This window comes from Oerskovia sp. PE-21s, from assembly GCF_056158145.1.
On the sequence record NZ_JBUXJM010000010.1, the window covers coordinates 1 to 24,578 of the forward strand.

The 24,578-nt window shown below is 72.7% G+C and carries 25 protein-coding genes; 16 read left to right on the forward strand and 9 right to left on the reverse strand.

Annotated features, from left to right (window positions below; all coding sequences use genetic code 11):
- Together ACZDYF_RS16935 and ACZDYF_RS16940 are read right to left on the reverse strand one after the other, a co-directional pair.
- On the reverse strand, window positions 1–366 hold a 366-nt coding region (locus ACZDYF_RS16935), incomplete at its 3' end, for an ATP-binding cassette domain-containing protein (protein ID WP_475060061.1).
- An 89-nt stretch (window positions 367–455) separates the two neighbouring features.
- Window positions 456–1,565, reverse strand: coding sequence for an ABC transporter permease (locus ACZDYF_RS16940; RefSeq protein WP_475060066.1), 1,110 nt, complete (start codon window positions 1,563–1,565; stop codon window positions 456–458).
- Window positions 1,566–1,739: 174 nt separating this feature from the next.
- On the opposite strand from ACZDYF_RS16940, the gene ACZDYF_RS16945 reads away from it, so the two are divergent.
- The 7 genes from ACZDYF_RS16945 (at window position 1,740) to ACZDYF_RS16975 (ending at window position 9,270) form a co-directional block, all read left to right on the forward strand.
- Window positions 1,740–3,098 (forward strand): sensor histidine kinase, encoded by a 1,359-nt coding sequence (locus ACZDYF_RS16945; protein ID WP_475060069.1) that lies wholly within the window; start codon window positions 1,740–1,742, stop codon window positions 3,096–3,098.
- Window positions 3,095–3,739, forward strand: a complete 645-nt coding sequence (locus ACZDYF_RS16950) for a response regulator transcription factor (protein WP_475060074.1) — start codon at window positions 3,095–3,097, stop codon at window positions 3,737–3,739. Before ACZDYF_RS16945 ends, ACZDYF_RS16950 begins: the two co-directional genes overlap by 4 nt.
- A gap of 115 nt (window positions 3,740–3,854) precedes the next feature.
- The gene (gene rpsO, locus ACZDYF_RS16955) at window positions 3,855–4,124 is read left to right on the forward strand and encodes a 30S ribosomal protein S15 (protein WP_030150575.1); all 270 of its coding nucleotides are present in this window, start codon (window positions 3,855–3,857) and stop codon (window positions 4,122–4,124) included.
- Between the two features lie 224 nt (window positions 4,125–4,348).
- Window positions 4,349–6,580, forward strand: coding sequence for a polyribonucleotide nucleotidyltransferase (locus ACZDYF_RS16960; RefSeq protein ID WP_475060079.1), 2,232 nt, complete (start codon window positions 4,349–4,351; stop codon window positions 6,578–6,580).
- Window position 6,581: 1 nt separating this feature from the next.
- The gene (locus ACZDYF_RS16965) at window positions 6,582–7,907 is read left to right on the forward strand and encodes a M16 family metallopeptidase (protein WP_475060083.1); all 1,326 of its coding nucleotides are present in this window, start codon (window positions 6,582–6,584) and stop codon (window positions 7,905–7,907) included.
- A 149-nt stretch (window positions 7,908–8,056) separates the two neighbouring features.
- Window positions 8,057–8,809 (forward strand): 4-hydroxy-tetrahydrodipicolinate reductase, encoded by a 753-nt coding sequence (gene dapB, locus ACZDYF_RS16970; RefSeq protein WP_307824289.1) that lies wholly within the window; start codon window positions 8,057–8,059, stop codon window positions 8,807–8,809.
- Window positions 8,806–9,270, forward strand: coding sequence for a hypothetical protein (locus tag ACZDYF_RS16975; RefSeq protein ID WP_475060086.1), 465 nt, complete (start codon window positions 8,806–8,808; stop codon window positions 9,268–9,270). The genes dapB and ACZDYF_RS16975 overlap by 4 nt, the downstream gene beginning before the upstream one ends.
- A gap of 17 nt (window positions 9,271–9,287) precedes the next feature.
- Here the strand turns inward: ACZDYF_RS16975 and ACZDYF_RS16980 are convergent, their stop codons facing one another.
- Genes ACZDYF_RS16980 through ACZDYF_RS16995 form a run of 4 tightly spaced genes read right to left on the reverse strand, consistent with a single transcriptional unit; the run spans window position 9,288 to window position 12,563 of the window.
- On the reverse strand, window positions 9,288–9,797 hold the full coding sequence (locus ACZDYF_RS16980; RefSeq protein WP_475060092.1) for an N-acetyltransferase family protein: 510 nt from the start codon (window positions 9,795–9,797) through the stop codon (window positions 9,288–9,290).
- A 39-nt stretch (window positions 9,798–9,836) separates the two neighbouring features.
- On the reverse strand, window positions 9,837–10,157 hold the full coding sequence (locus ACZDYF_RS16985; RefSeq protein WP_138824775.1) for an AzlD domain-containing protein: 321 nt from the start codon (window positions 10,155–10,157) through the stop codon (window positions 9,837–9,839).
- Window positions 10,157–11,047, reverse strand: a complete 891-nt coding sequence (locus tag ACZDYF_RS16990) for an AzlC family ABC transporter permease (RefSeq protein ID WP_475060509.1) — start codon at window positions 11,045–11,047, stop codon at window positions 10,157–10,159. Before ACZDYF_RS16990 ends, ACZDYF_RS16985 begins: the two co-directional genes overlap by 1 nt.
- Window positions 11,048–11,084: 37 nt before the next feature.
- Complete coding sequence (locus tag ACZDYF_RS16995; protein WP_475060101.1) at window positions 11,085–12,563, reverse strand: NAD-dependent succinate-semialdehyde dehydrogenase; 1,479 nt, start codon at window positions 12,561–12,563, stop codon at window positions 11,085–11,087.
- 167 nt (window positions 12,564–12,730) lie between these two features.
- Here ACZDYF_RS16995 and dapA point away from each other — a divergent pair, with 167 nt between their 5' ends.
- Both dapA and ACZDYF_RS17005 read left to right on the forward strand, forming a co-directional pair.
- Complete coding sequence (gene dapA, locus ACZDYF_RS17000) at window positions 12,731–13,675, forward strand: 4-hydroxy-tetrahydrodipicolinate synthase (RefSeq protein ID WP_400275095.1); 945 nt, start codon at window positions 12,731–12,733, stop codon at window positions 13,673–13,675.
- A gap of 20 nt (window positions 13,676–13,695) precedes the next feature.
- Window positions 13,696–15,381 carry a ribonuclease J gene (locus ACZDYF_RS17005; RefSeq protein WP_475060108.1) on the forward strand — a complete coding sequence of 562 codons (1,686 nt, stop codon included), beginning with the start codon at window positions 13,696–13,698 and terminating at the stop codon, window positions 15,379–15,381.
- A 59-nt stretch (window positions 15,382–15,440) separates the two neighbouring features.
- Here the strand turns inward: ACZDYF_RS17005 and ACZDYF_RS17010 are convergent, their stop codons facing one another.
- The gene (locus tag ACZDYF_RS17010) at window positions 15,441–16,082 is read right to left on the reverse strand and encodes a TetR/AcrR family transcriptional regulator (protein WP_400275094.1); all 642 of its coding nucleotides are present in this window, start codon (window positions 16,080–16,082) and stop codon (window positions 15,441–15,443) included.
- Window positions 16,083–16,193: 111 nt separating this feature from the next.
- Here ACZDYF_RS17010 and ACZDYF_RS17015 point away from each other — a divergent pair, with 111 nt between their 5' ends.
- Genes ACZDYF_RS17015 through ACZDYF_RS17025 form a run of 3 tightly spaced genes read left to right on the forward strand, consistent with a single transcriptional unit; the run spans window position 16,194 to window position 17,566 of the window.
- Window positions 16,194–16,604 carry a hypothetical protein gene (locus ACZDYF_RS17015; protein WP_354506331.1) on the forward strand — a complete coding sequence of 137 codons (411 nt, stop codon included), beginning with the start codon at window positions 16,194–16,196 and terminating at the stop codon, window positions 16,602–16,604.
- 48 nt (window positions 16,605–16,652) lie between these two features.
- Window positions 16,653–17,018, forward strand: a complete 366-nt coding sequence (locus ACZDYF_RS17020) for an Imm51 family immunity protein (RefSeq protein ID WP_364073637.1) — start codon at window positions 16,653–16,655, stop codon at window positions 17,016–17,018.
- Window positions 17,019–17,026: 8 nt separating this feature from the next.
- A complete protein-coding gene (locus ACZDYF_RS17025) occupies window positions 17,027–17,566 on the forward strand; it encodes an SMI1/KNR4 family protein (RefSeq protein ID WP_475060122.1) in 540 nt (179 codons plus the stop codon).
- Here the strand turns inward: ACZDYF_RS17025 and ACZDYF_RS17030 are convergent.
- Window positions 17,563–18,498 (reverse strand): MBL fold metallo-hydrolase, encoded by a 936-nt coding sequence (locus tag ACZDYF_RS17030; protein ID WP_475060126.1) that lies wholly within the window; start codon window positions 18,496–18,498, stop codon window positions 17,563–17,565. The genes ACZDYF_RS17025 and ACZDYF_RS17030 overlap by 4 nt on opposite strands.
- A gap of 153 nt (window positions 18,499–18,651) precedes the next feature.
- Here ACZDYF_RS17030 and ACZDYF_RS17035 point away from each other — a divergent pair, with 153 nt between their 5' ends.
- The 4 genes from ACZDYF_RS17035 to ACZDYF_RS17050 all read left to right on the forward strand — a co-directional run bounded on the left by ACZDYF_RS17035 (window position 18,652) and on the right by ACZDYF_RS17050 (window position 23,698).
- Window positions 18,652–21,447 (forward strand): FtsK/SpoIIIE family DNA translocase, encoded by a 2,796-nt coding sequence (locus tag ACZDYF_RS17035; protein WP_191790626.1) that lies wholly within the window; start codon window positions 18,652–18,654, stop codon window positions 21,445–21,447.
- Between the two features lie 476 nt (window positions 21,448–21,923).
- Window positions 21,924–22,523, forward strand: coding sequence for a CDP-diacylglycerol--glycerol-3-phosphate 3-phosphatidyltransferase (gene pgsA / locus ACZDYF_RS17040; RefSeq protein ID WP_475060137.1), 600 nt, complete (start codon window positions 21,924–21,926; stop codon window positions 22,521–22,523).
- A gap of 10 nt (window positions 22,524–22,533) precedes the next feature.
- Window positions 22,534–23,025, forward strand: coding sequence for a CinA family protein (locus ACZDYF_RS17045; protein WP_475060140.1), 492 nt, complete (start codon window positions 22,534–22,536; stop codon window positions 23,023–23,025).
- A gap of 325 nt (window positions 23,026–23,350) precedes the next feature.
- On the forward strand, window positions 23,351–23,698 hold the full coding sequence (locus tag ACZDYF_RS17050) for a helix-turn-helix domain-containing protein (RefSeq protein WP_191790629.1): 348 nt from the start codon (window positions 23,351–23,353) through the stop codon (window positions 23,696–23,698).
- A gap of 8 nt (window positions 23,699–23,706) precedes the next feature.
- Here the strand turns inward: ACZDYF_RS17050 and ACZDYF_RS17055 are convergent, their stop codons facing one another.
- Window positions 23,707–24,558, reverse strand: coding sequence for a DNA-formamidopyrimidine glycosylase family protein (locus ACZDYF_RS17055; protein WP_475060147.1), 852 nt, complete (start codon window positions 24,556–24,558; stop codon window positions 23,707–23,709).
- Window positions 24,559–24,578: the final 20 nt, after the last annotated feature.

The window sequence follows — 24,578 nt, forward strand, 5'->3', positions numbered from 1 at the left end:
GCGCTCGCCGCGCAGGTGGCTCATGAGCTCGAGGTTCTCGAGCGCCGTGAGCGACGCGATGAGCTGCGGCTGCTGGAAGACGATCCCGATCCGGTCGCGCCGCAGCCGCGCCGCGTCCGCGGACACGGCCGAACCGGCCGACGACGCCGGTGCGTTGACGGCGTCGTCGCCGATGCGCACCTCCCCGGAGGTCGGGGTCGTGAGCGTGGCCGCCACGGCGAGGAGCGAGGACTTGCCCGAGCCGGACGGGCCGAGCACCGCGGTCGTGGTCCCGGCGGGGACGGTCAGGGAGACGTCGTCGACCGCGGTGACGGTCGACTCGCCGTCGGGGTAGACGAGGGTGACGTGGTCGAGGGTGAGGTCCATGGTGTGCCTTTCAGGAGCAGCTTTCAGGAGCAAGGGGGAGCGGTCGCGAGCGCCAACCCCGCCGCAGGAGCGGCGGGCAGGCCGTCGCCTCAGCGGGCCGCGAGCGCCGCGTGCGGGTCGATGCGGGTGATCCGCAGGATCGCCGCGACGGCGCCGACGGTCCCGAGCACCACGAGGATGAGCGCGGGCAGGAGCGTCGTGGCGGGGGAGACGACGACGGGCATGACCTGGGCCGCGAGGGCCCCGGCCCCGGCCGCGAGGGCGGTTCCGACGCCGACGCCGAGCACGAGCAGGACGAGCGCCTGGCCGATCGCGTCGCGCAGCAGGTAGGAGGTCGAGGCGCCGAGCGCCTTGAGCACCGCGACGTCGCCGGCCCGGTTGATGGTCCACACGGTGAAGAACGCGCCCACCACGAGGGCGGAGATCGCGAGCAGGAAGCCCTGCATCATCGTGAGGGACATGTTCTCGGCCGAGAACGAGCTGACGGCGGCGCGTGCTCCCATGGGGGTGAGCGTCGTGGTGCCGGTCTCATCAGCGGCCGCGGCGAGCGCGGAGTCGCTCGGGTCGCCGGTGATGGCGACGACGGTCGCGACCTCGTCACCGGACGCGCCGCCCCCACGGGCGCCGACGGTCTGCCAGTCGGTCAGGTCCATCCAGACGACGGGCGTGTGGGAGAAGTCGGCCTGGGTGTCGAGCACGCCCGCGACGGTCAGGGTCAGCGAACCCAGGGCGACCTCGTCGCCCTTCTGGGCGCCCAGGTCGTCGGCGGCGCCGCTCGACAGGAGCACGGTCCCGGGCGCTGCCTCGGCGCCGTCGGGCACGAGTCCTGAGCCTGCGCGCGAGCCGAACGCGGTGACGGCCGCGGTGGTGCCGGCCTCGCCGTCCGCGCCCGCGGTGACCGAGGCGCGCGTCGTCGCGATGCCCAGGGGTTCGGCGGAGTCGACGCCGTCCACGGCGGCGAACGCCTCCCACTGCGTGGCGTCGACCTGGGACTCGGTGAAGGAGGGCTTGGCGTCCCCGGTGACGGTGAACGCGAGCTGGTCGACCGGGAGGTCGGTGACACCTGACGTGCTCGCGCGGGCCAGGCCCGCGGTCAGCGAGGCCAGGAAGCCGACGAGGAACGTGATGAGGACGATGACGGTGGACATGAGGACGAAGCGTCCCCGGGCGAAGCGCAGGTCGCGCAGCGCGACGAACATCAAGAGCCTCCGGTGGTTGGCGTGGAATCGATCTGCGTCCAGCCTCCCGCCGAGGGGCCTCGCGCGGATCGGGCCCGTGGATGCTCTCCGGTGGCCGCGAGGTGGGTCCGAGGATCAACCTTTCGATGGATCGCGCGCGGCACGTCGCACCCGCCGCCTCGCTAGGGTGGCGATGTGAAGCCTCGCGCCGTGATCTCCGCCGCCCTCGGGCTCCAGATCGCGCTCGACGTGCTCCTGGTGGCCCTCGTGGGGCTCGCGGTCGGCTCCCGCTGGGCGGAGGCCCTGAGCGCCGGGGGACTGGACGCCGGGGCGTGGGCCGCGCTCGCGTGCGGCCTGGGGCTCCTGCTCGTCTACGGCGTGGGGCGCTCGCGGATCAACGTGCGCGACACCGCGGTCGACGCCCCGCGCGGCGCCTGGTGGCCCACGGGAGCGTGGGTCGCGGCGCTGATCGTGGGGTGGGCGCTGCTGCTGCTCCTGACCCCGGTCGCGCTGTGGATCGCGTTCCCCCTGATGTTCCTCGAGATGCACGTGCTCGGACCCCGCCGCGGGATCGTGGCCGTGGCGGCGACGACCGCGTGCGCGGTCGGTGGCGCCATCCTGGGCGGCCAGCAGCTCGTGGGCTCGATCCTGGGCCCGACGTTCGGCGGCCTCGTCGCGATCGCCGTCGTGCTCGGCTTCGAGACGATCGTGCGCGAGTCGCAGGGACGTCAGGAGCTCATCGACGACCTGGTCCGCACGCGCGCGGACCTCGCGGTCTCCGAGCGCGAGGCCGCGGTCGCGACCGAGCGCGAGCGCCTCGCGCGCGAGATCCACGACACGCTCGCGCAGGGCTTCTCGTCGATCGAGCTGCTGCTGCGGGCGGCGGACGCGGCGCTCGAGGAGGTCGAGGTGCCGGGAGCGTTCGCCCGGGGAGCCCCCGGCCCGACGGCGGCGCGCACCGCCCGCGGCTACGTCGCCCGGTCACGGGTCGCCGCGCAGCAGAACCTCGCCGAGGCCCGGCGCTTCGTGCGCGACCTCGCGCCCGCGGACCTCGAGTCGGCGACCCTCGTCGGTGCGCTCGAACGCGTCGCCGAGCGCACGGCTCTGGCCTCGGGCGACGACCTGCGCGTGACCGTCGAGGTGTCGGGCCGCCCGCGCCCCCTGCCCGTGCCCGTCGAGACCGCGCTGCTGCGGATCGCGCAGTCGGCGCTCGCCAACGTCGTCCAGCACGCGGGAGCCTCGCGGGCCGCGGTCACGCTCAGCTTCCTCGGGGACGCCGTCGCGCTCGACGTGGTCGACGACGGTCGCGGGTTCGACCCGCTCGCGTCCCCCGCGCCGCACCCGGGAGCGGACGGGGGCTCCGCCGTCGGGCACGAGGGCCGTGGCGACGGCGTGACGGGAGGGGCGACGCCTCCACCCCGCCCAGGGTTCGGCCTGACGGCGATGCGCTCGCGCGTCGCCGAGCTCGGCGGCACGTTCTCTCTCGAGACCGAGCCGGGCGCCGGGACGGCGCTCGCCGTCCACCTTCCGCTCGACCCCCAGGAGACTCGGTGACACAAGGACCGGCGACCATCCGCGTCGTGCTGACCGACGACCACCCCGTGGTCCGTGCGGGCCTGCGGGCCGTCGTCGACGCCGAGGGGGACATGGAGGTCGTCGACGAGCTCGCGACGGCCGAGGAGCTCGTCCGACGGGTCGGGGCCGGGCTCGAGGCCGACGTCGTGCTGCTCGACCTGCGCTTCGGCGAAGGCCGCATGGGCGGTGCGCAGGCCGCACGCGAGGTCACGCGCCTGGGCGGGCCGCCCGTCCTGATCCTCACGACCTACGACTCCGACCAGGAGATCCTCGCCGCGATCGAGGCCGGCGCCACGGGCTACCTGCTCAAGGACGCGCCGACCGACGAGCTGACCGCCGCGATCCGCGCGGCGGCGGGTGGGCAGGTCGCGCTCGGGCCGAGCGTGCAGCGGCGGCTCCTCGGTCGCATGCGGGCGCCGGGCGTCTCGCTGTCGCTGCGCGAGCTCGAGGTGCTCGGGCTCGTGGCGCGGGGGTGCTCGAACGACGAGGTCGCGCGCCGGCTGTTTCTGTCGAAGGCGACCGTGAAGTCCCACCTGGTCCACGTGTACGAGAAGCTCGGGGTCGACTCGCGCACGGCTGCGGTGGCCGAGGCACGCAGGCGGGGACTGCTGGGGGACTGAGCAACCCTGCTATACTATGGGCGCCGTCAGAACGGCCGCGGAGGCTGGCAAGCCTGCCGAAGAGCCCAGGGATCAAGCCCTGGCGCGCCGCGCAACGAACACCACAAGGAGAGCCGTGCCCCTCGACACTGCCACCAAGCAGCGCATCATGACCGAGTACGCCACGAGCGAGGGCGACACCGGTTCGCCCGAGGTCCAGATCGCGATGCTGACGCAGCGCATCAAGGACCTGACCGAGCACCTCAAGGAGCACAAGCACGACCACCACAGCCGTCGTGGCCTGCTGCTCCTCGTCGGCCAGCGTCGCCGTCTCCTCGGCTACCTGCAGAAGGTCGACATCAACCGCTACCGCAGCCTCATCGAGCGCCTCGGCCTGCGTCGCTGACACCCCCTGACTCAGCCCGGCCCCGGACGGGGCCGGGCTGGTCCGGTGTGAAGCACCCGTAAGAAAACCCACGCCGCCAGCCTTTCGTTCGGTCCTCGGTAGTGGCTCCCGGAACCCGCCTCGAGCGGGAAGACCGTGGGCCTCGATCGAAGACCGCCGAGCGTCGAGTGGATGCACCCTCGACAGGCACCGAAGGCGGCACTTCGAGAGTGAGGAGGGCACCCGTGGAGGGTCCCGAGATCGAATTCACCGAAGCAACGATCGACAACGGTCGCTTCGGAACCCGTACCGTCCGGTTCGAGACCGGACGCCTCGCGCGCCAGGCCGGTGGCTCCGCCGCCGCCTACCTGGACGGCGAGACCATGCTGCTGTCGACCACGACGGCCGGCAAGCACCCCAAGGACCAGTTCGACTTCTTCCCCCTGACGGTGGACGTCGAGGAGCGGCAGTACGCCGCCGGCAAGATCCCCGGTTCGTTCTTCCGTCGTGAGGGTCGCCCCTCGACCGAGGCGATCCTGGCCTGCCGCCTGATCGACCGCCCGCTGCGCCCCCTGTTCGTCAAGGGCCTGCGCAACGAGGTCCAGGTCGTCATCACCGTGCTCGCGATCCACCCGGACGACGCGTACGACACCCTGGCCATCAACGCCGCGTCGATCTCGACGCAGCTCTCCGGCCTGCCGTTCTCCGGCCCGATCGGCGCCGTCCGCGTCGCCCTGATCGACGGCCAGTGGGTCGCGTTCCCCAAGTACTCCGACAAGGAGCGCGCCGTCTTCGACATGGTCGTGGCGGGGCGTGTCGTGGGTGACGACGTCGCGATCACCATGGTCGAGGCCGAGGCCACCGAGGGTTCCTGGAACCTCATCAAGAACGAGGGCGTCGGCGCCCCGACCGAAGAGGTCGTCGCAGCCGGCCTCGAGGCCGCCAAGCCCTTCATCCGCACGCTCGTCGAGGCGCAGCAGGAGCTCGCGGCCAAGGCCGCCAAGCCCGTGCAGGACTTCCCGACGTTCCCGGACTACCAGGACGACGTCTACGCCGCGGTCGAGGCCGCTGCGACGGCCCGCCTGGGCGAGGCCCTGAGCATCGCCGACAAGCAGGACCGCGAGAACCGTCTCGACGAGATCAAGGCCGAGATCCAGGCCGAGCTCGCCGGCGACTTCGCGGGCCGCGAGAAGGAGATCTCCGCCGCGTACCGCTCGGTGCAGAAGAAGCTCATCCGCGCGCGCATCCTCACGGACGGCTTCCGCATCGACGGTCGTGGGCTCGCGGACATCCGCACCCTGTCGGCCGAGGTCGAGGTCCTGCCCCGCGTGCACGGCTCGGCGATCTTCGAGCGCGGCGAGACCCAGATCCTGGGTGTCACCACGCTCAACATGCTCCGCATGGAGCAGCAGCTCGACACGCTCTCCCCGGAGACGCGCAAGCGCTACATGCACAACTACAACTTCCCGCCCTACTCGACCGGCGAGACCGGCCGCGTGGGCAGCCCGAAGCGTCGCGAGATCGGGCACGGCGCCCTCGCCGAGCGCGCGATCGTGCCGGTGCTGCCGAGCCGCGAGGAGTTCCCCTACGCGATCCGTCAGGTCTCCGAGGCCCTCGGGTCCAACGGCTCGACCTCGATGGGCTCCGTGTGCGCCTCGACCCTCTCGCTCCTCAACGCCGGTGTGCCGCTGCGCGCAGCGGTCGCGGGCATCGCGATGGGTCTCGTCTCCGACACCGTCGACGGCGAGACGCGCTACGCGGCGCTGACCGACATCCTCGGTGCCGAGGACGCCTTCGGCGACATGGACTTCAAGGTCGCCGGTACGCGTGAGTTCATCACGGCCATCCAGCTCGACACCAAGCTCGACGGCATCCCCGCCTCGGTCCTGGCCGGCGCGCTGACCCAGGCCCGCGACGCGCGCCTGACCATCCTGGACGTCCTCAACGAGGCCATCGACGTGCCGGACGAGATGAGCCCCAACGCTCCTCGCGTCATCGCGGTCAAGGTCCCCGTGGACAAGATCGGCGAGGTCATCGGCCCGAAGGGCAAGATGATCAACCAGATCCAGGAGGAGACGGGCGCGGACATCTCCATCGAGGACGACGGCACCGTGTACATCGGTGCCACCGACGGCCCCTCCGCAGAGGCCGCCCGCGCGGCGATCAACGCGATCGCCAACCCGCACGTCCCCGAGATCGGCGAGCGCTTCGTCGGCACGGTCGTCAAGACCACGTCGTTCGGTGCCTTCGTCTCGCTGTCCCCGGGCAAGGACGGTCTGCTGCACATCAGCCAGATCCGCAAGCTCGTCGGTGGCAAGCGCGTCGAGAACGTCGAGGACGTCCTGTCGATCGGCCAGAAGGTCCAGGTCGAGATCGGCGAGATCGACCCGCGCGGCAAGCTCTCGCTGCACGCGGTCGTCGAGGGCTCGGACGACGCTCCGGCCGACGCCGAGGCACCTGCCGGGGACGACGCCTGACGTGCCCTGGAACCTTCCGCTCGTCCCCTCGGGTTCGCCCGAGGGTGAGCTGACCGCCGGGCAGGACGGGGCGACCATTCGTCGCTCGGTCCTGCCCGGCGGGGTTCGGGTCCTCACCGAGTCGATGCCGGGCCTGCGCTCGGCGACCGTCGGAGCATGGGTCGGCGTCGGCTCGCGCGACGAGACCGACGGTCACTTCGGCTCCACGCACTTCCTGGAGCACCTGCTCTTCAAGGGAACTGCCCGCCGGTCCGCGATGGACATCGCCGAGGCGTTCGACGCCGTCGGCGGTGAGGCCAACGCCGCGACCGGCAAGGAGCACACCTGCTACTACGCTCGCGTGCTCGACTCCGACCTGCCCATGGCGGTCGACGTCATCACCGACATGGTCACCTCGGCCCGTCTCGACGAGGACGAGCTCGAGACCGAGCGCGGCGTGATCCTCGAAGAGCTCGCGATGAACGACGACGACCCTTCGGACGTCGTGCACGAGGAGTTCGCGCAGGCCGTCCTGGCCGGGCACCCGCTAGGGCGACCGATCGGCGGTACGCCGGACACCATCAACGCCGTGCCGCGCAGCGCCGTCTGGGAGCACTACCAGTGGCACTACCGTCCGGAGACGCTCGTCGTCGCCGCGGCCGGTGGGGTCGACCACGACACGCTGTGCGAGCAGGTCGCGTCCGCGCTCACGACCGGTGGCTGGGACCTCGACCCGGCGGGCACGCCTCGCGCCCGCCGCGACAACGCGGACGTGCAGGGCGTGGGGATCGAGGGCGTCGAGCTCACGATCCGCCGTACCGTCGAGCAGGCCAACGTCATCATCGGTGGCACGGGCCTGTCCGCGACGGACGACCGCCGCTTCGTGCTCTCGGTGCTCAGCGCCGTCCTCGGTGGCGGCATGAGCTCGCGGCTCTTCCAGGAGATCCGCGAGAAGCGGGGCCTGGCGTACTCGACGTACTCGTTCGCGTCGGGCCACGGCGGCATCGGGACGTTCGGCCTGTACGCGGGCTGCGCGCCCTCGAAGGTCGACCAGGTCACCGAGCTCATGACGAGCGAGCTCGAGAAGCTCGCCGAGTCGGGCATCACGGCGGCCGAGCTGGACCGGAGCATCGGTCAGCTCTCGGGCGGGCTGGTGCTGGGCCTCGAGGACTCGGGCTCGCGCATGAGCCGCCTGGGCAAGTCGGAGCTCGTGTTCGGCGAGCTGCTGAGCGTCGCCGAGTCGCTCGAACGGATCCGTTCGGTGACGTCCGACGACGTGCGCAAGCTCGCGGAGGAGCTCGCCTCCCGCCCGCGCTCGACCGTGCGTGTGGGTCCTTTCGGGGACTGAGTCTCACAGCGTGAACGAGGAGGGCCGGTGCGCGTCACGCGCACCGGCCCTCCTCGCGTTGCGGCTAGGGTTGTCGGGTGACCTCGAACGACGTGAACCCCGGCCAGAGCGCCCCCCAGCCGTCCCGCGAGCCCGCTGCCCCGACGCCGATCAAGGTCGCCGTCCTCGGCGCGGCCGGGCGCATGGGCGCCACGGTGTGCGCGGCGGTCGAGGCCGCCGGTGACATGGAGCTGGTCGCCCGGATCGACGCGGGGGACGACCTCGCGCAGGTCGCCGCCGCGGGCGCCCAGGTCGCGGTCGACTTCACGGTCCCCGCAGTCACCGAGGACAACGTGCACGCGCTCATCGACCTCGGCGTGCACGCGGTCGTGGGCACCACGGGCTGGACGGACGTGAGCCGTGGGCGCCTCGTCGCGCACCTGGGGCGCAAGGCGGCCGAGGGCACGAGCGTCGGCGTGCTGATCGCCCCGAACTTCGGCCTGTCCGCGGTGCTCGCCATGACGTTCGCGGCCAAGGCGGCACGCTACTTCGAGTCGGCCGAGGTCATCGAGCTGCACCACCCGAACAAGGTCGACGCACCCAGCGGCACCGCGACGCACACGGCAGGGGCCATCGCCAAGGCCCGCGCGGAGGCCGGGCTGGGCGCGAGCCCCGACGCGACCGAGTCCGGCTGGGAGGCGCGCGGCGCCGACGTCGACGGGGTCCGGGTGCACGCGGTGCGCCTGCGCGGCCTGGTCGCGCACGAGGAGATCCTCTTCGGGAACGAGGGCGAGCAGCTGATCATCCGCCAGGACTCGTTCGACCGCGTGTCGTTCATGCCCGGCGTGCTGCTCGGCATCCGCGAGGTCGTCTCGCGCCCGGGCCTCACCGTCGGGCTCGAGAACGTCATGGACCTCTCGTGAGGTCACGCAAGGGCCTGGTCGGGGCCGTCGTCGTCACGGCCCTGCTCGCGATCTACGTGTGGGCGATCCTGGGCCGCGCGCAGGCGCTCGTGGGGACGGGCGAGCCCGTGGGGATCGCGATCGGGATCGGCGTCCTGCTCATCCCGCTCCTCGTGATCGGGCTCATCGCGTGGGAGTTCTGGCTCGCGGTCACGGTCCAGAAGATGGCCGACACCCTCGCCGCCGCGGGCGAGCTGCCCATCGACGACCTGCCGCGCTCGCCGGGCGGACGCATCGACCGCGCCGCGGCCGACGCGGCGTTCGAGGAGCACCGGGCCCACGCCAAGGAACGCCCCGACGACTGGCGGTCCTGGTACCACGTGGCGTTCGCGTACGACGCGTCGGGGGACCGCAAGCGGGCGCGCGCCATGCTGCGCAAGGCCGCGGGCATGTACCGGGCAGAGCGCAAGGCGTCCCGCTAGGACGGGACGCGCGGGCCTCAGATCGAGGCGCTCCACCGGTGCTCGACGACGTCGCGCACCCCGGTCGCGAGCGTCCGGGTCCGCTGGTCGGGACCCAGCCCGGCACCGCCCAGGAACTGCTCGCGCGCGGTGTCGCCGTCCAGGATCCAGGCCACGACCTCCTCGGAGCCGTCCTGGCGCAGCCGGTCGACGGCCGCGGACAGCAGCCGTGAACCGTGGCCCCCGCGCTGGTGGGCGGGCAGGACCTCGAGCGCGACGAGCTGCCCGGGCGCGACGGCCGCGAAGCCCACGACACGGTCCGCGGCGAGCGCCACGAGCACCGCGAAGCCGGGCCCCGGCGGGGAGGACACGGCCCCGGCCCACTGCTCCTGCATCCGGGGGACGTCGAGCGCGTCGAGCACGGCCGCGCCCAGCACGTCGGCGTGCGCTGCGCGCCAGGACTCGATCTGGATCGCGGTCATCGCGACCTCGTCGCCGGGGACTGCCGGACGGACGGAGACGTCCGCCGACTCGCTGAAGAGGGCCATTCGCCAGACCCTACCCGAGGCCGTGGCCCCGGCGGCCCGTCATGCGAGACCGAGCGCGCGCAGGCCCGCGGCCGTCGCGGCCGCGAGGATCACGACGACGAGGAACGGCGCCCGCAGGGCCAGCGCGACCGCCGCCACGCCGAGCGCGGGCAGGCGCGCGTCGAGCGTGATCCCCTGACCGTCCCCGACCGTCTGGACGGCCACGAGCGCGGCCAGCAGCGAGGCCGTGACGAGGGCCGCGGTGCGCGCGACGCGGTCGGACGCGAGCCAGTGCTCGGGGATCAGGTGCCCCGCGAGCTTGAGCCCGAGGCACACGAGCGAGGCCGCGATCACGGTGGCCCACAGGGCGGCGTCGGACATCAGGGCTCCTCGGTGCGGTCGGTCGTGGTGGGCGGGTCGGACGGGGTGGCCGGATCAGCGGGGCCCGCCGGATCAGCAGGGCCGGTCGGGTCAGTGGGGCCGGCCGGGCGCGCCGTGGCGGGCGGAGCCTCGGGCGAGCGAGCGGGCGAAGGGGGCGCGGCGCTGTCGGGCACGTACTCCGTGACCGTGACGGGCTGCCGCGGCTGCCGGGCGACCTGCCCGACCACGATGGCCACGGCCGCCGCCGCGAGCACGGGGACCCCGGGCGGCACGAACGGGAGCAGCGCGACCGCCACGACGACCGCGAGCGCCGCGGTGAGCTGCATGACGCGGCTCGCGAGGCGGGGCCACAGGAGCGCGAGGAACGCCGCACCCGCGGCGGCGTCGAGGCCCCACGCCTTGGGGTCGCCCATGGCGTCCCCGGCGAGCGCGCCGACGAGCGTGAGCAGGTTCCACACGACGAAGATCCCGATCCCGGTCCACCAGAACCCGGCCCGGAAGGCTGCCCTGCTGCGCTGCGCGGTCGCGACGGCCGTCGACTCGTCGATCGTGACGTGGGCCGCGAGGACGCGCCGCCAGCCGTGGAGCGCGAGCAGCGGTGAGAGCTGTGCGCCGTAGAGGGTGTTGCGCAGGCCGAGCAGGCCAGCGGTCGTGACCGCGGCGGCGGACGTCCCGCCCGACGCCACCACGCCGAGGAGCGCGAACTGCGACCCGCCCGAGAACATGAGCAGGCTCAGGACCATGGTCTGCGGCAGGTCCAGCCCGGCGACCACGGACAGCGCCCCGAACGAGATGCCGTAGAGGCCCGTGGCGATCGAGACGGACACGGCCTGCCGCACGGCGGCGCGCACCTCGGTGCGCTCGTCGGGCGCTGCGGGCACCGACGGCACGTCGGCGTCGGCCCCGGAAGAGGTCGTCACGGTGGGGTCAGAGCGCGACGTACACGGTCTCGAGGTACTCCTCGAGCCCCGCCTCGCCGCCCTCGCGCCCGAGCCCGGACTGCTTCATGCCGCCGAAGGGTGCGCTCGCGTCCGAGACCAGGCCGCGGTTGATCCCGATCATCCCGGCGTCGACCTCCTCACCCACGCGCACCGCGCGCGCGAGGTCCCGCGTGTAGGCGTAGGCCGCGAGGCCGTACTCGGTGTCGTTGGCCAGGGCGATGCCCTCGTCGTCGTCGGCGAACGCGACGATGGGGGCGACCGGGCCGAAGATCTCCTCCGTCACCACGCGCGAGCCGGCGTCGACACCGGTCAGGACCGTGGGGGAGTAGAAGTACCCGGTCGAGCGCGGTCGGTCACCGCCCGTGAGGACCTGCGCGCCCTCGTCGGACGCGACCGAGACGAGCTCGTCGACCTTGTCGACGGCCTTGGCCTCGATGAGCGGGCCCACCTGCACGCCCTCCTCGCTGCCCGGCCCGACGCGCAGCTCCCCGAACGCCCGGGCGAGACGCTGGCCGAAGTCGCGGGCGACGGCGTCGTGCACCAGGAAGCGGTTGGCCGCGACGCAGCTCTGACCCGTGTTGCGGAGCTTGGCGACGACCGCGCCCTCGACCGCGGCGTCGAGGTCGGCGTCGGCGAAGACGAGGAACGGCGCGTTGCCACCGAGCTCCATCGAGGTCCGCAGGACCTGGTCCGCAGCCCCCTTGAGGAGAGTGCGACCCACGCCCGTGGACCCCGTGAAGGAGAGCTTGCGCAGGCGCGGGTCCGCGAGCAGGGGAGTGGTCACGTCGGCCGCCGACGACGTCGGCACGACGTTGACCACGCCCGTCGGCAGGCCGCGGTCCTCCAGGTGCCCGCGGATGATCTCGGCGACCAGAGAGGTCGTGAGCGGCGTCAGGTGCGCGGGCTTGATCACGACCGTGCAGCCCGCCGCCAGCGCCGGGCCGATCTTGCGCGTGGCCATCGCGATCGGGAAGTTCCACGGCGTGATGAGCAGCGCAGGACCCACCGGGCGGCGCGAGACGAGCTGCCGGTTGGCCCCGCCCGGGGCCGTGCGGACCAGGCCGTCCGTGCGTACCGCCTGCTCGGCGTACCAGCGCAGGAACTCGGCGCCGTACACGACCTCGGCACGCGCCTCGGCGAGCGGCTTGCCGCACTCGGCCGTGATGAGCGCGGCGATGTCGTCGGCGCGGGCGGTCAGCGTCGCGAAGACCGCGCGCAGCAGCTCGGAGCGTTCGCGCGGGGCGACAGCACGCCAGGCCGGGGCCGCGTCGTGCGCGGCCGCCAGGGCGCGGAGCCCGTCCGCGGGGCTCGCGTCCGAGACGTCGAACAGGACCTCCTCGGAGGCCGGGTCGGCGACCTCGAACGTGCGGCCGCCCTCGGCGGGGCCCCACTGGCCACCGACCAGCAGCCCGGTCGGCAGGTGCGAGACCAGGGCGGGGGACAGGGAGCTCGTGGCGGGCGACATGGTTCGAGTATCACGCGCGGCGAGCAGGTTCGCATCGACGGGTCCACGTCCGCCCCCGACACGCCGGGCGCCTCCCGGCCCCGGGGAACCCGCAGGGCTGCCGCCCGAGGCCGCCGCGGCCGTGGACCGACACGCCGTTTCGGTCGCGCGCGCGGTAGTTTGTGCACATGGCACTTCCCCCCACGCAGGCCCGACCGTTCGGCGCCGTCCTGACCGCGATGGTCACCCCGATGACCCTCGCCGGCGAGATCGACCTCGACGCGGCGGTCAAGGTCGCGAAGCACCTCGTGGACAACGGGAACGACGGGATCGTCCTGAGCGGGACCACGGGGGAGTCGCCCACGACGCACGCACCGGAGAAGGCGGAGCTGGTCCGCGCGGTGGTCGACGCCGTCGGGGACCGCGCGCACGTGATCGCGGGCGCCGGCTCGAACGACACCCAGCACGCCGTCCGCATGGCCGAGCAGGCCGCGGAGGCGGGCGCCCACGGGCTCCTCGTCGTGAGCCCCTACTACTCGCGCCCCTCCCAGGAGGGGCTGTACCGCCACATCACGGCGGTCGCCGACGCCACGCCGCTGCCCGTCATGGTCTACGACGTGCCCGGCCGTGCGGGCGTCCGCATCGCCCCCTCGACGATCGAGCGCCTCGCCGCGCACGAGCGGATCGTGGCGAACAAGGACGCCTCGGGCGACGTCTACACCGCCGCCAGGCTCATCGAGTCGACCGGGCTCGCCTGGTACAGCGGCGACGACAGCATGCTGCTGTCGTTCCTCGCGCACGGCGCGGTCGGCATCGTCTCCGTGTCCGCCCACGCGGTCGGCTCGCGCTTCGCCCAGGTCGTCGCGGCGTTCGACGCCGGCGACCACGCGGGCGCGCTCGCAGCCTTCCGCACCGCGATCCCCACGATCGACGCCATCAACGGAGCGGGCTTCCAGGCCGTCATGGCCAAGGCCGCGCTCCAGCTCCTCGGAGTCACCGAGAACCGATACCTCAGGCTGCCGTACGTCGCAGCCACGGACGACGAGGTCGCCGTCGTCCGCGCCGGTCTGGAGGCCTCCGGCCTGCTGGACCCGGCGCCCCCCGCGGCCACGCTGAACATGCAGAACAGCTGAACTACAGGCCAGGAGGCCCCGTGAGCCACCCTCACCCCGAACTGTCCCTTCCCCCCGCGCTCCAGGCAGGTGCCCTGCGCATCGTCGCCCTCGGCGGGCTGGGCGAGGTCGGACGCAACATGGCCGTCCTCGAGTACGACGGGCGTCTGCTCGTCATCGACTGCGGCGTCCTCTTCCCCGAGGACAACCAGCCCGGCGTGGACCTGATCCTGCCGGACTTCGACTACATCAAGGACCGTCTCGACGACATCGAGGCGATCATCCTGACGCACGGGCACGAGGACCACATCGGTGCCGTGCCGTACCTGCTGCGCCTGCGCCGCGACATCCCCCTGGTGGGCTCGCAGCTCACGCTCGCGTTCATCTCGGCCAAGCTCAAGGAGCACCGCATCGCCCCCGTGACCCGCGTGGTCAAGGAGGACGAGACGGTCGCCTTCGGCCCCTTCAGCTGTGAGTTCGTCGCGGTCAACCACTCCATCCCCGACGCGCTCGCGGTCGCGGTCACCACGGGGGCCGGCACGGTCCTGCACACGGGCGACTTCAAGATGGACCAGCTGCCGCTCGACGGCCGCGTCACGGACCTGCGCGCTTTCGCGCGCCTGGGCGAGAAGGGCGTCGACCTGTTCATGGTCGACTCGACCAACGCCGAGGTCCCGGGCTTCGTGACCCCCGAGGTCGAGATCGGCCCCGTCCTGGACTCCGTCTTCGGATCCTCGGACAAGCGGATCATCGTCGCGTCGTTCTCCTCGCACGTGCACCGCGTCCAGCAGGTCCTCAACGCCGCGCACAACCACGGTCGCCGAGTCGCGCTCGTCGGGCGCTCGATGGTCCGGAACATGGGCATCGCGGCCGAGCTCGGCTACCTCAAGGTGCCCGACGGCGTCCTGATCGACCTCAAGAAGGTCGACTCGCTGCGCGACGACGAGATCGTGCTCATGTGCACGGGCTCGCAGGGCGAGCCCATGGCCGCCCTGTCGCGCATGGCCAACGGCGACCACAAGGTCTCCGTCGGCCACGGCGACACCGTGATCCTCGCGTCGTCGCTCATCCCGGGCAACGAGAACGCGGTCTTCCGCATCATCAACGGCCTCACGCGCCTCGGCGCGCGCGTCGTGCACGGCGGCAACGCCAAGGTGCACGTGTCGGGCCACGCGAGCGCGGGCGAGCTCATCTACTGCTACAACATCCTGCGGCCCAAGAACGTCATGCCGGTGCACGGCGAGGTCCGTCACCTCGTCGCGAACGGTGCGCTCGCGGTCAAGACGGGCGTCCCTGCGGACCGCGTGGTCCTCGCCGAGGACGGCGTGGTCGTGGACCTCGTCGACGGCAAGGCCTCGGTCGTGGGTGCGGTGCCGTGCGGCTACGTGTACGTGGACGGCTCGAGCGTCGGAGAGCTCACGGACGCCGAGCTCAAGGACCGTCAGATCCTCGGCGAGGAGGGCTTCATCTCGCTGTTCGCCGTGGTCGACTCCGCGACGGGCAAGGTCATCGCCGGCCCGCACATCCTCGCGCGCGGCTTCGCGGAGGACGACGCCGTGTTCGAGGACGTCCGCCCGCAGGTCGTCCAGGCCCTCGAGGACTCGATCGCGGGAGGTGCCACGGACGTGCACCAGCTCCAGCAGGTCATGCGCCGCGTGGTCGGGCGCTGGGTCTCCAACCGCCTGCGTCGCCGCCCGATGATCGTCCCGGTCGTCGTCGAGGCGTAGCCGACGGATCGTCCGAAGGGCCCTTCCTCCCGCTCTGCGGGAGGAAGGGCCCTTCGTCGTCAGGGACCGGCGAGAGAGGGAGCCGCCCGCAGCAGCGGGGGCCCGACGGCGAGGATCGCCTGCTCGTAGCGTCTCGCCGAAGTCTCGGGACCGCCGGGCAGCAGCCCACCGAGCTCGAGGCTCACGAGTCCGTGGACGAGGCCCCACAGGACCAACGAGGCCTCCTCGGCGGCAGCCTGCAGGGCACGCCGGGGCAGCGGGGTGCTGCTGCCCTCTCGTGAGGCGGCCTCGAGCACCCGCGCCACCGCCTGCCGCAGGACGTCGAACGTCGGCTCGGCGACGGCCGGGATCGCGCTGCCGGCCGTTGCGGGGCCCTCGAACATCACGCGGTAGAAGTGGGGGTCTGCCAGCGCGCTGGTCCGGTAGGCGAGGCCCAGGTTCAGGAGGTCCTCGGTGGGCGAGCCGGTCGTCGGTGCGGAACCCAGGTGCACCGCGAAGCGCCGGAAGCCCTCGATGCTCACCGCGGCGACCAGCTCCTCGCGGCTGCCGAAGAGCGCGTAGACCGCGGACGCGCTGGTCCCCGCAGCCTGCGCGACCCCACGGACCGTGACCGCCGACTCGCCGTGCTCGGAGATCTGTTGAGAGGCGACGTCGAGCAAGGACGCGCGCAGGGAGTCGTCGTGCAGTCGAGGTCTGGCCACGGAAGGAGTCTAGATCTCTTGACGCAGGTTTGCGAACGGTGTTCTATAACAGTGTTCATAAATTGAACGTCGTATCTGCCGAGACCGCTCGGCCGACCAGGGGAGGCCCTCGTGCTCGAGCTCACCGACGCCGTCCGCATCACCGCCGGGATCGTGCTCCTGACGATCGTCGGGATCGAGTCCGGCGGGTTCTTCCTCGTCAGGGTCGTGACCGGCAAGGTCCCGGCCACGTCGTTCCAGACGTCCTTCTTCCGGGCCGGGCACGCGCACGCCGGGGTGCTCGTGATCCTGGGCTTGTTGTGCCTCGTGCTGAGCCAGGCGACCGGGCTCACGGGCTTCTGGAGCTGGCTCGCAGGGGTAGGCGTCCTCGTCGGGGCGATCCTGCTGCCCGGCGGCTTCTTCCTGTCCGCGACAGGCGCGGGGCGTGAGGCGCCCAACCGGTGGGTCGTGCTGCTGCCGGTCGGTGCCGGGTTCGTCGCCGCAGGGGTCGTGACGCTCGGGGTGGGTCTGCTGGTCGCGTAGGTCCTCGGTTCCGTGCTCGTGTGGGTGCGGGTCGCTAGCATCGCGGGCATGGCAACCTCAGCAGACTTCGCCGACCTCGCCCCGGTCCTGCTCGTGACCCACGACGCGAGCTCGAGCATCATCTACTCGCCCGGCGGGCCCGAGTACCTCCAGCACAAGGACGCGCTCGAGCGTCACGGCGTCGAGGGCTCGGGCTACGACTTCGCGGGAGCCCTCCAGGCGGTGCTCACCGACGAGTCGCCCGCGACGCTCGACGCCGTCGGGTTCGACCCCGAGGGCGGGATGCTGAGCGTCTACGGCACGGATCTCGACGCGCTCCTGGTCGCGGCCCGGCACCTGTCGCGGATCATCGCCGACGACGCCGCCCTGGACGCCGCCCTCGCGCGGTCCGTCGCGCTCGGCCTCGACGACTGACGGTCCACGTGACCGACGCGCTCACGCTCACCGGGACGCCCGCCACCAGTGCGGTCGCGACCGATCTGCTGGACGGTTTCCGGTTCCCCGACGGGCACGGCTTCCCGCCGTCCTACCGGCGGCTCGTCCTGCGGGCGGGGTTCTGCCGCCTGTTCGGTCTCTGGCTCGTGTACCCGCCGGCCCGCGACGGGTTCGCCGACGGCTGGCAGCACCGCGCCGCGCACCTCACCGACCGCTTCCGTGCGGTCTACCAGGACGGCGAGGCCGAGGGGTTCGAGTGGATGGTCGAGCCCGACGGGGACTGGTCGATCGCCCGGCGGCTCGTCGTCTTCGCGTTCAGCGAGAACGGCGACGCGCTGCTCTGGGACACCGCGTCACGGACCGGTGACGGCGAGCTCGCGGTCTGGTCCAGCACGGGCCTCGATGCCCTGACGTACCTCGGTCGGTCGCTGACGGAGGCGCTGCCCGGGCTGCGCGGGTCGAGCGCACCGTTCGCGGAGCGCGCGGTCGCCGACCTCGAGTGCCTGACGCCCGCCCGTACCGCCTAGCGTGCACCGCGTAGGTGGTCGAGCTGCCTGCGGTGCTCGCCCACGACCCACTCACCGGTGACGCGGGGGTCGTCCGAGCCGTCAGGGCCGTCCGGGTCGCCGTCGGCAGCCGCCTCCAGGGCGTCCAGGTAGGCCCGGTCGGCGCCGAAGCGCTCCCAGATCGCGTCGCTGCCCGTGGCCACGTGCCCGTGGCCGGGGACGAGGGTGTGCACGCCGTGCTCGGAGACCGCGTGCTCGAGCGCGTCGAGGCCCGCACGGTACTCGCCCACGGGGTCGGGGGACTCGAGGTCCAGCAGGGGCACCTCGATGTCCGAGAGCATGTCTCCCACCACGATCACCCCGGCGCCCGGCAGGACGAGCGCACCGTGGCCGGGCGCGTGCGCCTGGTGCTGGACCACGAGCACGGCCGGTCCGTCGCCGGCCGCCGGCGTCGCGCCGGGTAGCGCTGCGGAGCCCGACGCCGACGCGCGGCCCCGCCCGTCCGGCCACGGCAGGTGCAGCGCGTCCCGCGGGTCGGCCTCCGGGGAGTCACCTGTCCCGGTCGGGGGAATCGGCGTGAGGCGACCGAACAGCGTGAGGTCGTGCCCCGGCGCCTCGCGCTCGACCTTCACGAGGTCCTCGGCGAGGCTCCGCTCCTGGGCGCGCACCGCCGTCGGGCAGGCCCACCGCGGGACGTCGCCCAGCGAGCGGGACCACAGGACGTGGTCCCAGTGCGGGTGGGTCGAGAACCCCGCGGTGACACGCCAGCCGCGGCGGACGATCGCGGCCGCGAGGGACTCGACCTCGGCGACCGTGATGCCCGGGTCCACGACCAGGGCTCGCCCGTCCGGGCCGACGACCACGGTCGTGAGGCTCGTCCAGATCTCGGCCGTCGCGACGTGGACGCCGGCGGCGATCTCGTGCAGCTCTCGTAGCGGGGAAGGGGTGCTCATGTCCCGATCCTGCCCCCGTTCCGCCGCCCGTCGCGACCGCTCCCGCGGGAACGCGCCCCGGGGGCGGGGCGGACGGATGCCGGATTCGTCACAGGACACGCACCCTCGAGGTGCGGGTCCGGCCTGGCGTGCACAGGTACGGTGGTGCGTACTATGGCGACCCGGACGTCCACCTCGACGAAACGGCCCGCGACCTCCCGCAAGACCACCTCGCGTGGTACGACGGGCAGATCGGGGGGATCTTCGAGCGCGTCCCGCGCTCCGCGGGGCTCGTCGGCACGCAGACCGGTCGCTCGGCCTGCACCGTGGCCCGTCCGCGCGGTGCGCGGTCTGTGGCTGGGGTGCGCGCACGCGATCGGCGCGGTCACCCGCAGCATCGGCAAGGGAGCAAGAGAGCTGGACCCCTCACATCGGCGCGACGGCGTCGCGTTCCTCCTCCTGGCACTCGCCGTGATCGTCGCGGCGCGCGAGTGGTGGGGGATCGCGGGCGCGTTCGGCACCGCCGTCCATGCGGTCTCGGCGGGCGTCTTCGGCGTCGCCGCGGTCGCCCTGCCCGTCCTGCTCATCTGGCTCGCGGTCCGGATCATGCGGCACCCCGAGCGCACCCAGGCGAACTCGCGCGTCACGATCGGGCTCTCGTTCATCGTCGTCTCGGTCTGCTCCCTGGTGCACATCGCCGAGGACCTGCCGGCCCCGCGGGACGGCTTCGAGGCCGTCCAGGACGCGGGCGGGGTGATCGGGTACCTGTTCGCGACCCCGGTCCACACGGGGCTCACCGAGTGGTTCGCCGTGCCCCTCTTCCTGCTGCTGGGCTTCTTCGGGATCCTCGTGGTCACCGCGACGCCCGTGCACGCGATCCCGAGCCGCCTGCGCGGCATCTACGACCGCCTCACGGGCAACCACCGCGAGGGCGAGGACGGCCGCGGTCCCCAGGACGACGACGGCCTGCAGCTCGCCGACGGCGTCTCGCGCCACGACGGCACCGACGAGGCGCCGCGCAAGCGCCGCGTCGGACGAGCCCGCAAGACCAAGGCCGAGCGCGAGGCCGAGGCGGCCGAGCGCGAGCGGCTCGACGGCGGCTACGTCGGCGACGAGGCCTTCGAGCGCGCCGCGATGCTTGAGGCCGAGGAGGAGGCTGCTCGCAAGAGCGCCCGCGGTCGCCGCGCGGGACCGGTCGGCCCCCCGCCGCCGCCCGACACGCACGAGGACGCGGCCGACCTGCCGACGCAGGTCATCCCGTCCGTCGGTCGGACGGCCCCCTCGCCCAGCGCGCCCCCGCCGCCGCCCAACAACCCGGTGCCCCGCGGCGTCCAGCCCATGCTCGAGGGCGACACCGTCTACGTGCTGCCCTCCGAGGACGACCTGGTCAAGGGCGCCCCGCACAAGGTGCGCTCCGCGGCGAACGACCGCGTGGTCGAGTCGCTCACGCGCGTCTTCGAGCAGTTCGAGATCGACGCCAAGGTCACGGGCTTCACGCGCGGACCGACCGTGACCCGCTACGAGGTCGAGGTCGGCCCGGCCGTCAAGGTCGAACGCATCACGAACCTGTCCAAGAACATCGCCTATGCGGTGGCCTCGGCCGACGTGCGCATCCTCTCGCCCATCCCCGGCAAGTCCGCGATCGGCATCGAGATCCCCAACACGGACCGCGAGACCGTGGTCCTGGGTGACGTGCTGCGGTCCTCCGTGGCGCGGCGCACCGAGCACCCGATGGTCATGGGCGTCGGCAAGGACGTCGAGGGCGGCTACGTCGTCGCGAACCTCGCCAAGATGCCGCACATCCTCGTCGCGGGGGCCACGGGCGCCGGCAAGTCGAGCTTCATCAACTCCATGATCGTCTCGATCCTCATGCGGGCCACGCCCGAGGAGGTGCGCATGGTCCTCGTGGACCCCAAGCGCGTCGAGCTCACGATCTACGAGGGCATCCCGCACCTCATCACGCCCATCATCACGAGCCCCAAGAAGGCCGCAGAGGCCCTCGAGTGGGTCGTGCGCGAGATGGACGCACGCTACGACGACCTCGCGATGTTCGGGTACAAGCACATCGACGACTTCAACACCGCGGTCCGGGCCGGGAAGGTCAAGCCGCTGCCGGGTTCGGAGCGCAAGATCGCGACGTACCCGTACCTGCTCGTGGTCGTCGACGAGCTCGCGGACCTCATGATGGTCGCCCCGCGAGACGTCGAGGCCTCGATCCAGCGCATCACGCAGCTCGCGCGCGCCGCGGGTATCCACCTGGTGCTCGCGACCCAGCGCCCTTCGGTCGACGTCGTGACCGGACTCATCAAGGCCAACGTGCCGTCGCGACTCGCGTTCGCGACGTCGTCGCTCGCGGACTCGCGCGTCGTCCTCGACCAGCCGGGGGCCGAGAAGCTCATCGGTCAGGGAGACGCGCTCTTCCTGCCCATGGGCGCCGCCAAGCCCATGCGTGTGCAGGGCGCGTGGGTCGCCGAGAGCGAGGTCCATGCGGTCGTCGAGCACGTCAAGTCACAGCTCAAGCCGTCCTACCGGACCGACGTCGCGGCATCGGCCGCGACGAAGAAGCAGGTCGACGAGGACATCGGCGACGACCTCGACCTGCTCCTGCAGGCCGCCGAGCTCGTCATCACCACACAGTTCGGCTCGACCTCGATGCTGCAGCGCAAGCTGCGCGTCGGCTTCGCCAAGGCCGGGCGTCTCATGGACCTGCTCGAGTCGCGCGAGATCGTCGGCCCCTCCGAGGGGTCCAAGGCTCGGGAGGTCATGCTCACGGCCGAGGACCTGCCCGCGACGCTCGCGATGCTGCGTGGCGAGCCCGGTGCCGAGGTGTTCGACGGCGAGGCCGGGGGCGGGGAGCAGTCGGCGGGGAACGGCCGGGACTACTCCGACGGCGCGGACGGGCACATGCCTCCCGTGGCCCAGGAGTACCACGACGACGCCGGCGACGAGGCGGACTGGCGCGAGCGCTGAGCCGTGAGCGCGGACCTCGCCCGCACCCGTCCCGGGACCAGCGGCTGCGCACCGCGACCCGAGGTCAGGTCCCTGCCACCGGCGTCCTGACGACGCCCCCCGCAGCCCGGGACGTGACGGTCGGTGGCGGCCCCGACGCGACCGGAGGAGCGACGCGCTCGGGGGCGGCGTCACCCACCGCAGCCCGGACCCGGTCGTAGCGAGCGGTGAGGTTGGCGGGGCTCAAGGTGCGCGTGCCGTCGCTCCACCTCTCCCGAGGCGGCGAGGGCCGTCGCGAGCCCGACCTGGTGCGGCAGGACGTCGCCTCCGCTTTCCGCGGGCGCGCGCGTGACGTTTCACGGCGCCGAGAGTAGCGCTCCGGCGAGCGCCGAGCGGCATCCTCTAACCTCCGGACGGGAGGTCTGTCCGATTGTGCCCGATCAGTCGGAATCTGGTCCTGGTCGGACGGGTGGGTGCACAGCGCCTACGCTTGTCGTGTGGTCACAGCCGTCCCGTCTCCCTGGAACTCCGCGAACGCGGTCACTCTCGCCCGGATCGCCGTGGTCCCCTTCTTCGCGTGGGCGCTGCTCGCCGACGGCGGGCACACGGTCACCTGGCGCCTGGTCGCGACGGCGCTGTTCGTCCTCGCCGCTGCGACCGACCGGGTCGACGGTTACCTGGCCAGGAAGTACGACCTGGTCACGGACCTGGGCAAGCTCCTCGACCCGATCGCCGACAAGCTGCTGATCGGGGCAGCGCTGGTGCTGCTCTCGGCCCTCGGCGACCTGCCCTGGTGGGTCACGATCGTCATCCTCGCTCGCGAGCTGGGGATTACGCTCATGCGGTTCGCGGTCCTGAAGTACACCGTGATGCCGGCCTCGCGGGGCGGCAAGCTCAAGACCGTCCTGCAGTCCGTTGCGATCTCGATCTTCCTGCTCCCGCTCGACCAGATGCCCGGCTGGATCTCGGTGGTCGGCTGGGTCGTGCTCAGCGCGGCGCTGGTCGTCACGGTGGTGACGGGCGTCGAGTACGCGTATCAGGGGTGGCGCCTGCGTCGCGACGCGCTGCGTGCGGCGAAGACGGCCGGCCAGGACTGAGCCGGTATCCGTGGCGAGCGTGGACCTGACGCCTGCGGCCGACGCTGCGGACCTCCTGGACTCGCTCGCGTCGCGGGGCTGGACGCTCGCGGTCGCCGAGTCGCTGACCGGCGGGCTCGTCACGGCCTGCCTGGTGGCCGTCCCGGGGGCTTCCGCCGTGCTGCGGGGCGGCGTCACGGCGTACGCGACCGACCTCAAGAGGAGCGTCCTGGGGGTGGACGCTGACCTGCTCGCCGAACGGGGCGCCGTCGACCCGGAGGTCGCTCGGCAGATGGCGCAGGGGGCGCGGCACCTCCTGGGTGCGGACGTCGGGGTCGCGACGACCGGGGTGGCCGGACCGGACCCGCAGGACGGCAAGGCCCCCGGGCTCGTCTACGTGGCCGTGTCGTCGCCCGAGCGGACCGAGGTGAGAGAGCTGCACCTCGCGGGGGACAGGTCCGCGGTCCGCGAGGCCGCGGTCGCGCAGGTGATCGGGCTCGCGCGACGCGTCGTCGCCGGGTGATCTCTGCGAGGTGCTGCGGCCGTCCGGACTTGCCCCGGGCTGGTCCGGACGAGGGCAAGCGCTGGTGAGTACGTGGAGAGTTCGTGAACTCCCGGCAAGGCCGTGGACGTCTCACCGGTGCGGGAACAACGCTGGGAGGAAGCGCGTTGAACAGCACGTGATCGCCAAGAGGCCATTCAACAGATCAGCGCATGAGACAACCCCGGGTGCGGGGTACGGTAGGACGATCCCCGCGCGAGGGGCGCGGGGAACGACAGGTCAGCGAACCACCACCGGAGCCAGGCAGGCTCCGACGGTCGCACGGGACACGGAAGGGGGCCGCCAGATGATTGTTCTTCGACGAGAGATCGGGGACGTGCTGCGAGACGCTCGCCAGCGACAGGGCCGCACCCTGCGAGAGGTGTCCTCGGCTGCACGCGTCTCCCTGGGATACCTCAGCGAGGTCGAGCGCGGCCAGAAGGAAGCGTCGTCCGAGCTCCTGGGCTCGATCTGCGAGGCGCTCGACATCCCCATGTCGATCGTGCTCCGTGAGGTCAGCGACCGGGTCGCCGTGGCCGAGGGTCTCATGATCCCGGACACGATCCCCGCGGACTTCGCCACGAGCCTCATGGGCCGCGGTGCTGCGGCAGAGAGCGCGCGACGCATGCGGGAGGACCTCCAGCCGGTCGGCTGACCGGGGTCTCAGGGCTTCTGACAGGTCGGACACCAGAAGATCGGTCGCTCGAACGGCGCCTCGTTCGCCCGAGCGACAGCGACGGGCGTGCCACATCGGTGGCACGCCCGTCGTGCTCTGCCGTGGACGTGGCGCCGCACGGTGCCCACGCCCTCCGCGACGCTGCGGAGCATGAGCCCTCGGGTCGTGCGCAGCAGGGCCTCCAGGTCGTGGTCGGAGACGTCGTCGACCGGGGTCCAGGGCCACATCCCCTGCGCGAACAGCCCCTCGGCCGTGTAGATGGTGCCGAGGCCCGAGACCCCCCGCTGGTCCAGCAGGGCGTCGGCGATCGGCAGCGACCGGGCAGCAGCGACCCGCGCCCTGCCGCCGCCCACCGTGACCTGCGCGGGGAACCCGCCCTCGGCCGCCGCCGCACGGAGGCGGTCCAGTGCGAGCTGCACGCCCGTCGAGGGGGCCGTGAGGAAGTCCTCCGCGAGGATGTCGGGGCCCAGGTGTCCCAGGAGCAGGTGCTCGTCGCGCGTGCGCACGACGTCGAGCATCCCGAGGCGCTCGCCCACGCACGTCCAGATCTCGTTCCCGAGGACGGCCCGCACGTCGCTTCCCCGAGCGGCCGCAGCGGCCGACCCGGTGCGGGCGATGCGCCACTGCCCTTCCATCCGCAGGTGCGTGTGCAGGGTCGTGCCGTCGTCGAGGCGCGTGAGGAGGTGCTTGGCATAGGCCAGCACCTCGGTCACCGTCCTGCCCGTCAGGTCGGTCCCGCCCGCCTCGGCCCAGCGCAGCTCGGCGCGGTCCAGCACCCGCCCGCTCAGCGCCGCGTCGAGGCGCTGAGCCGTGACCCGGACGACGTCGCCCTCAGGCACGGAGACCTCCCGTCCCGCGC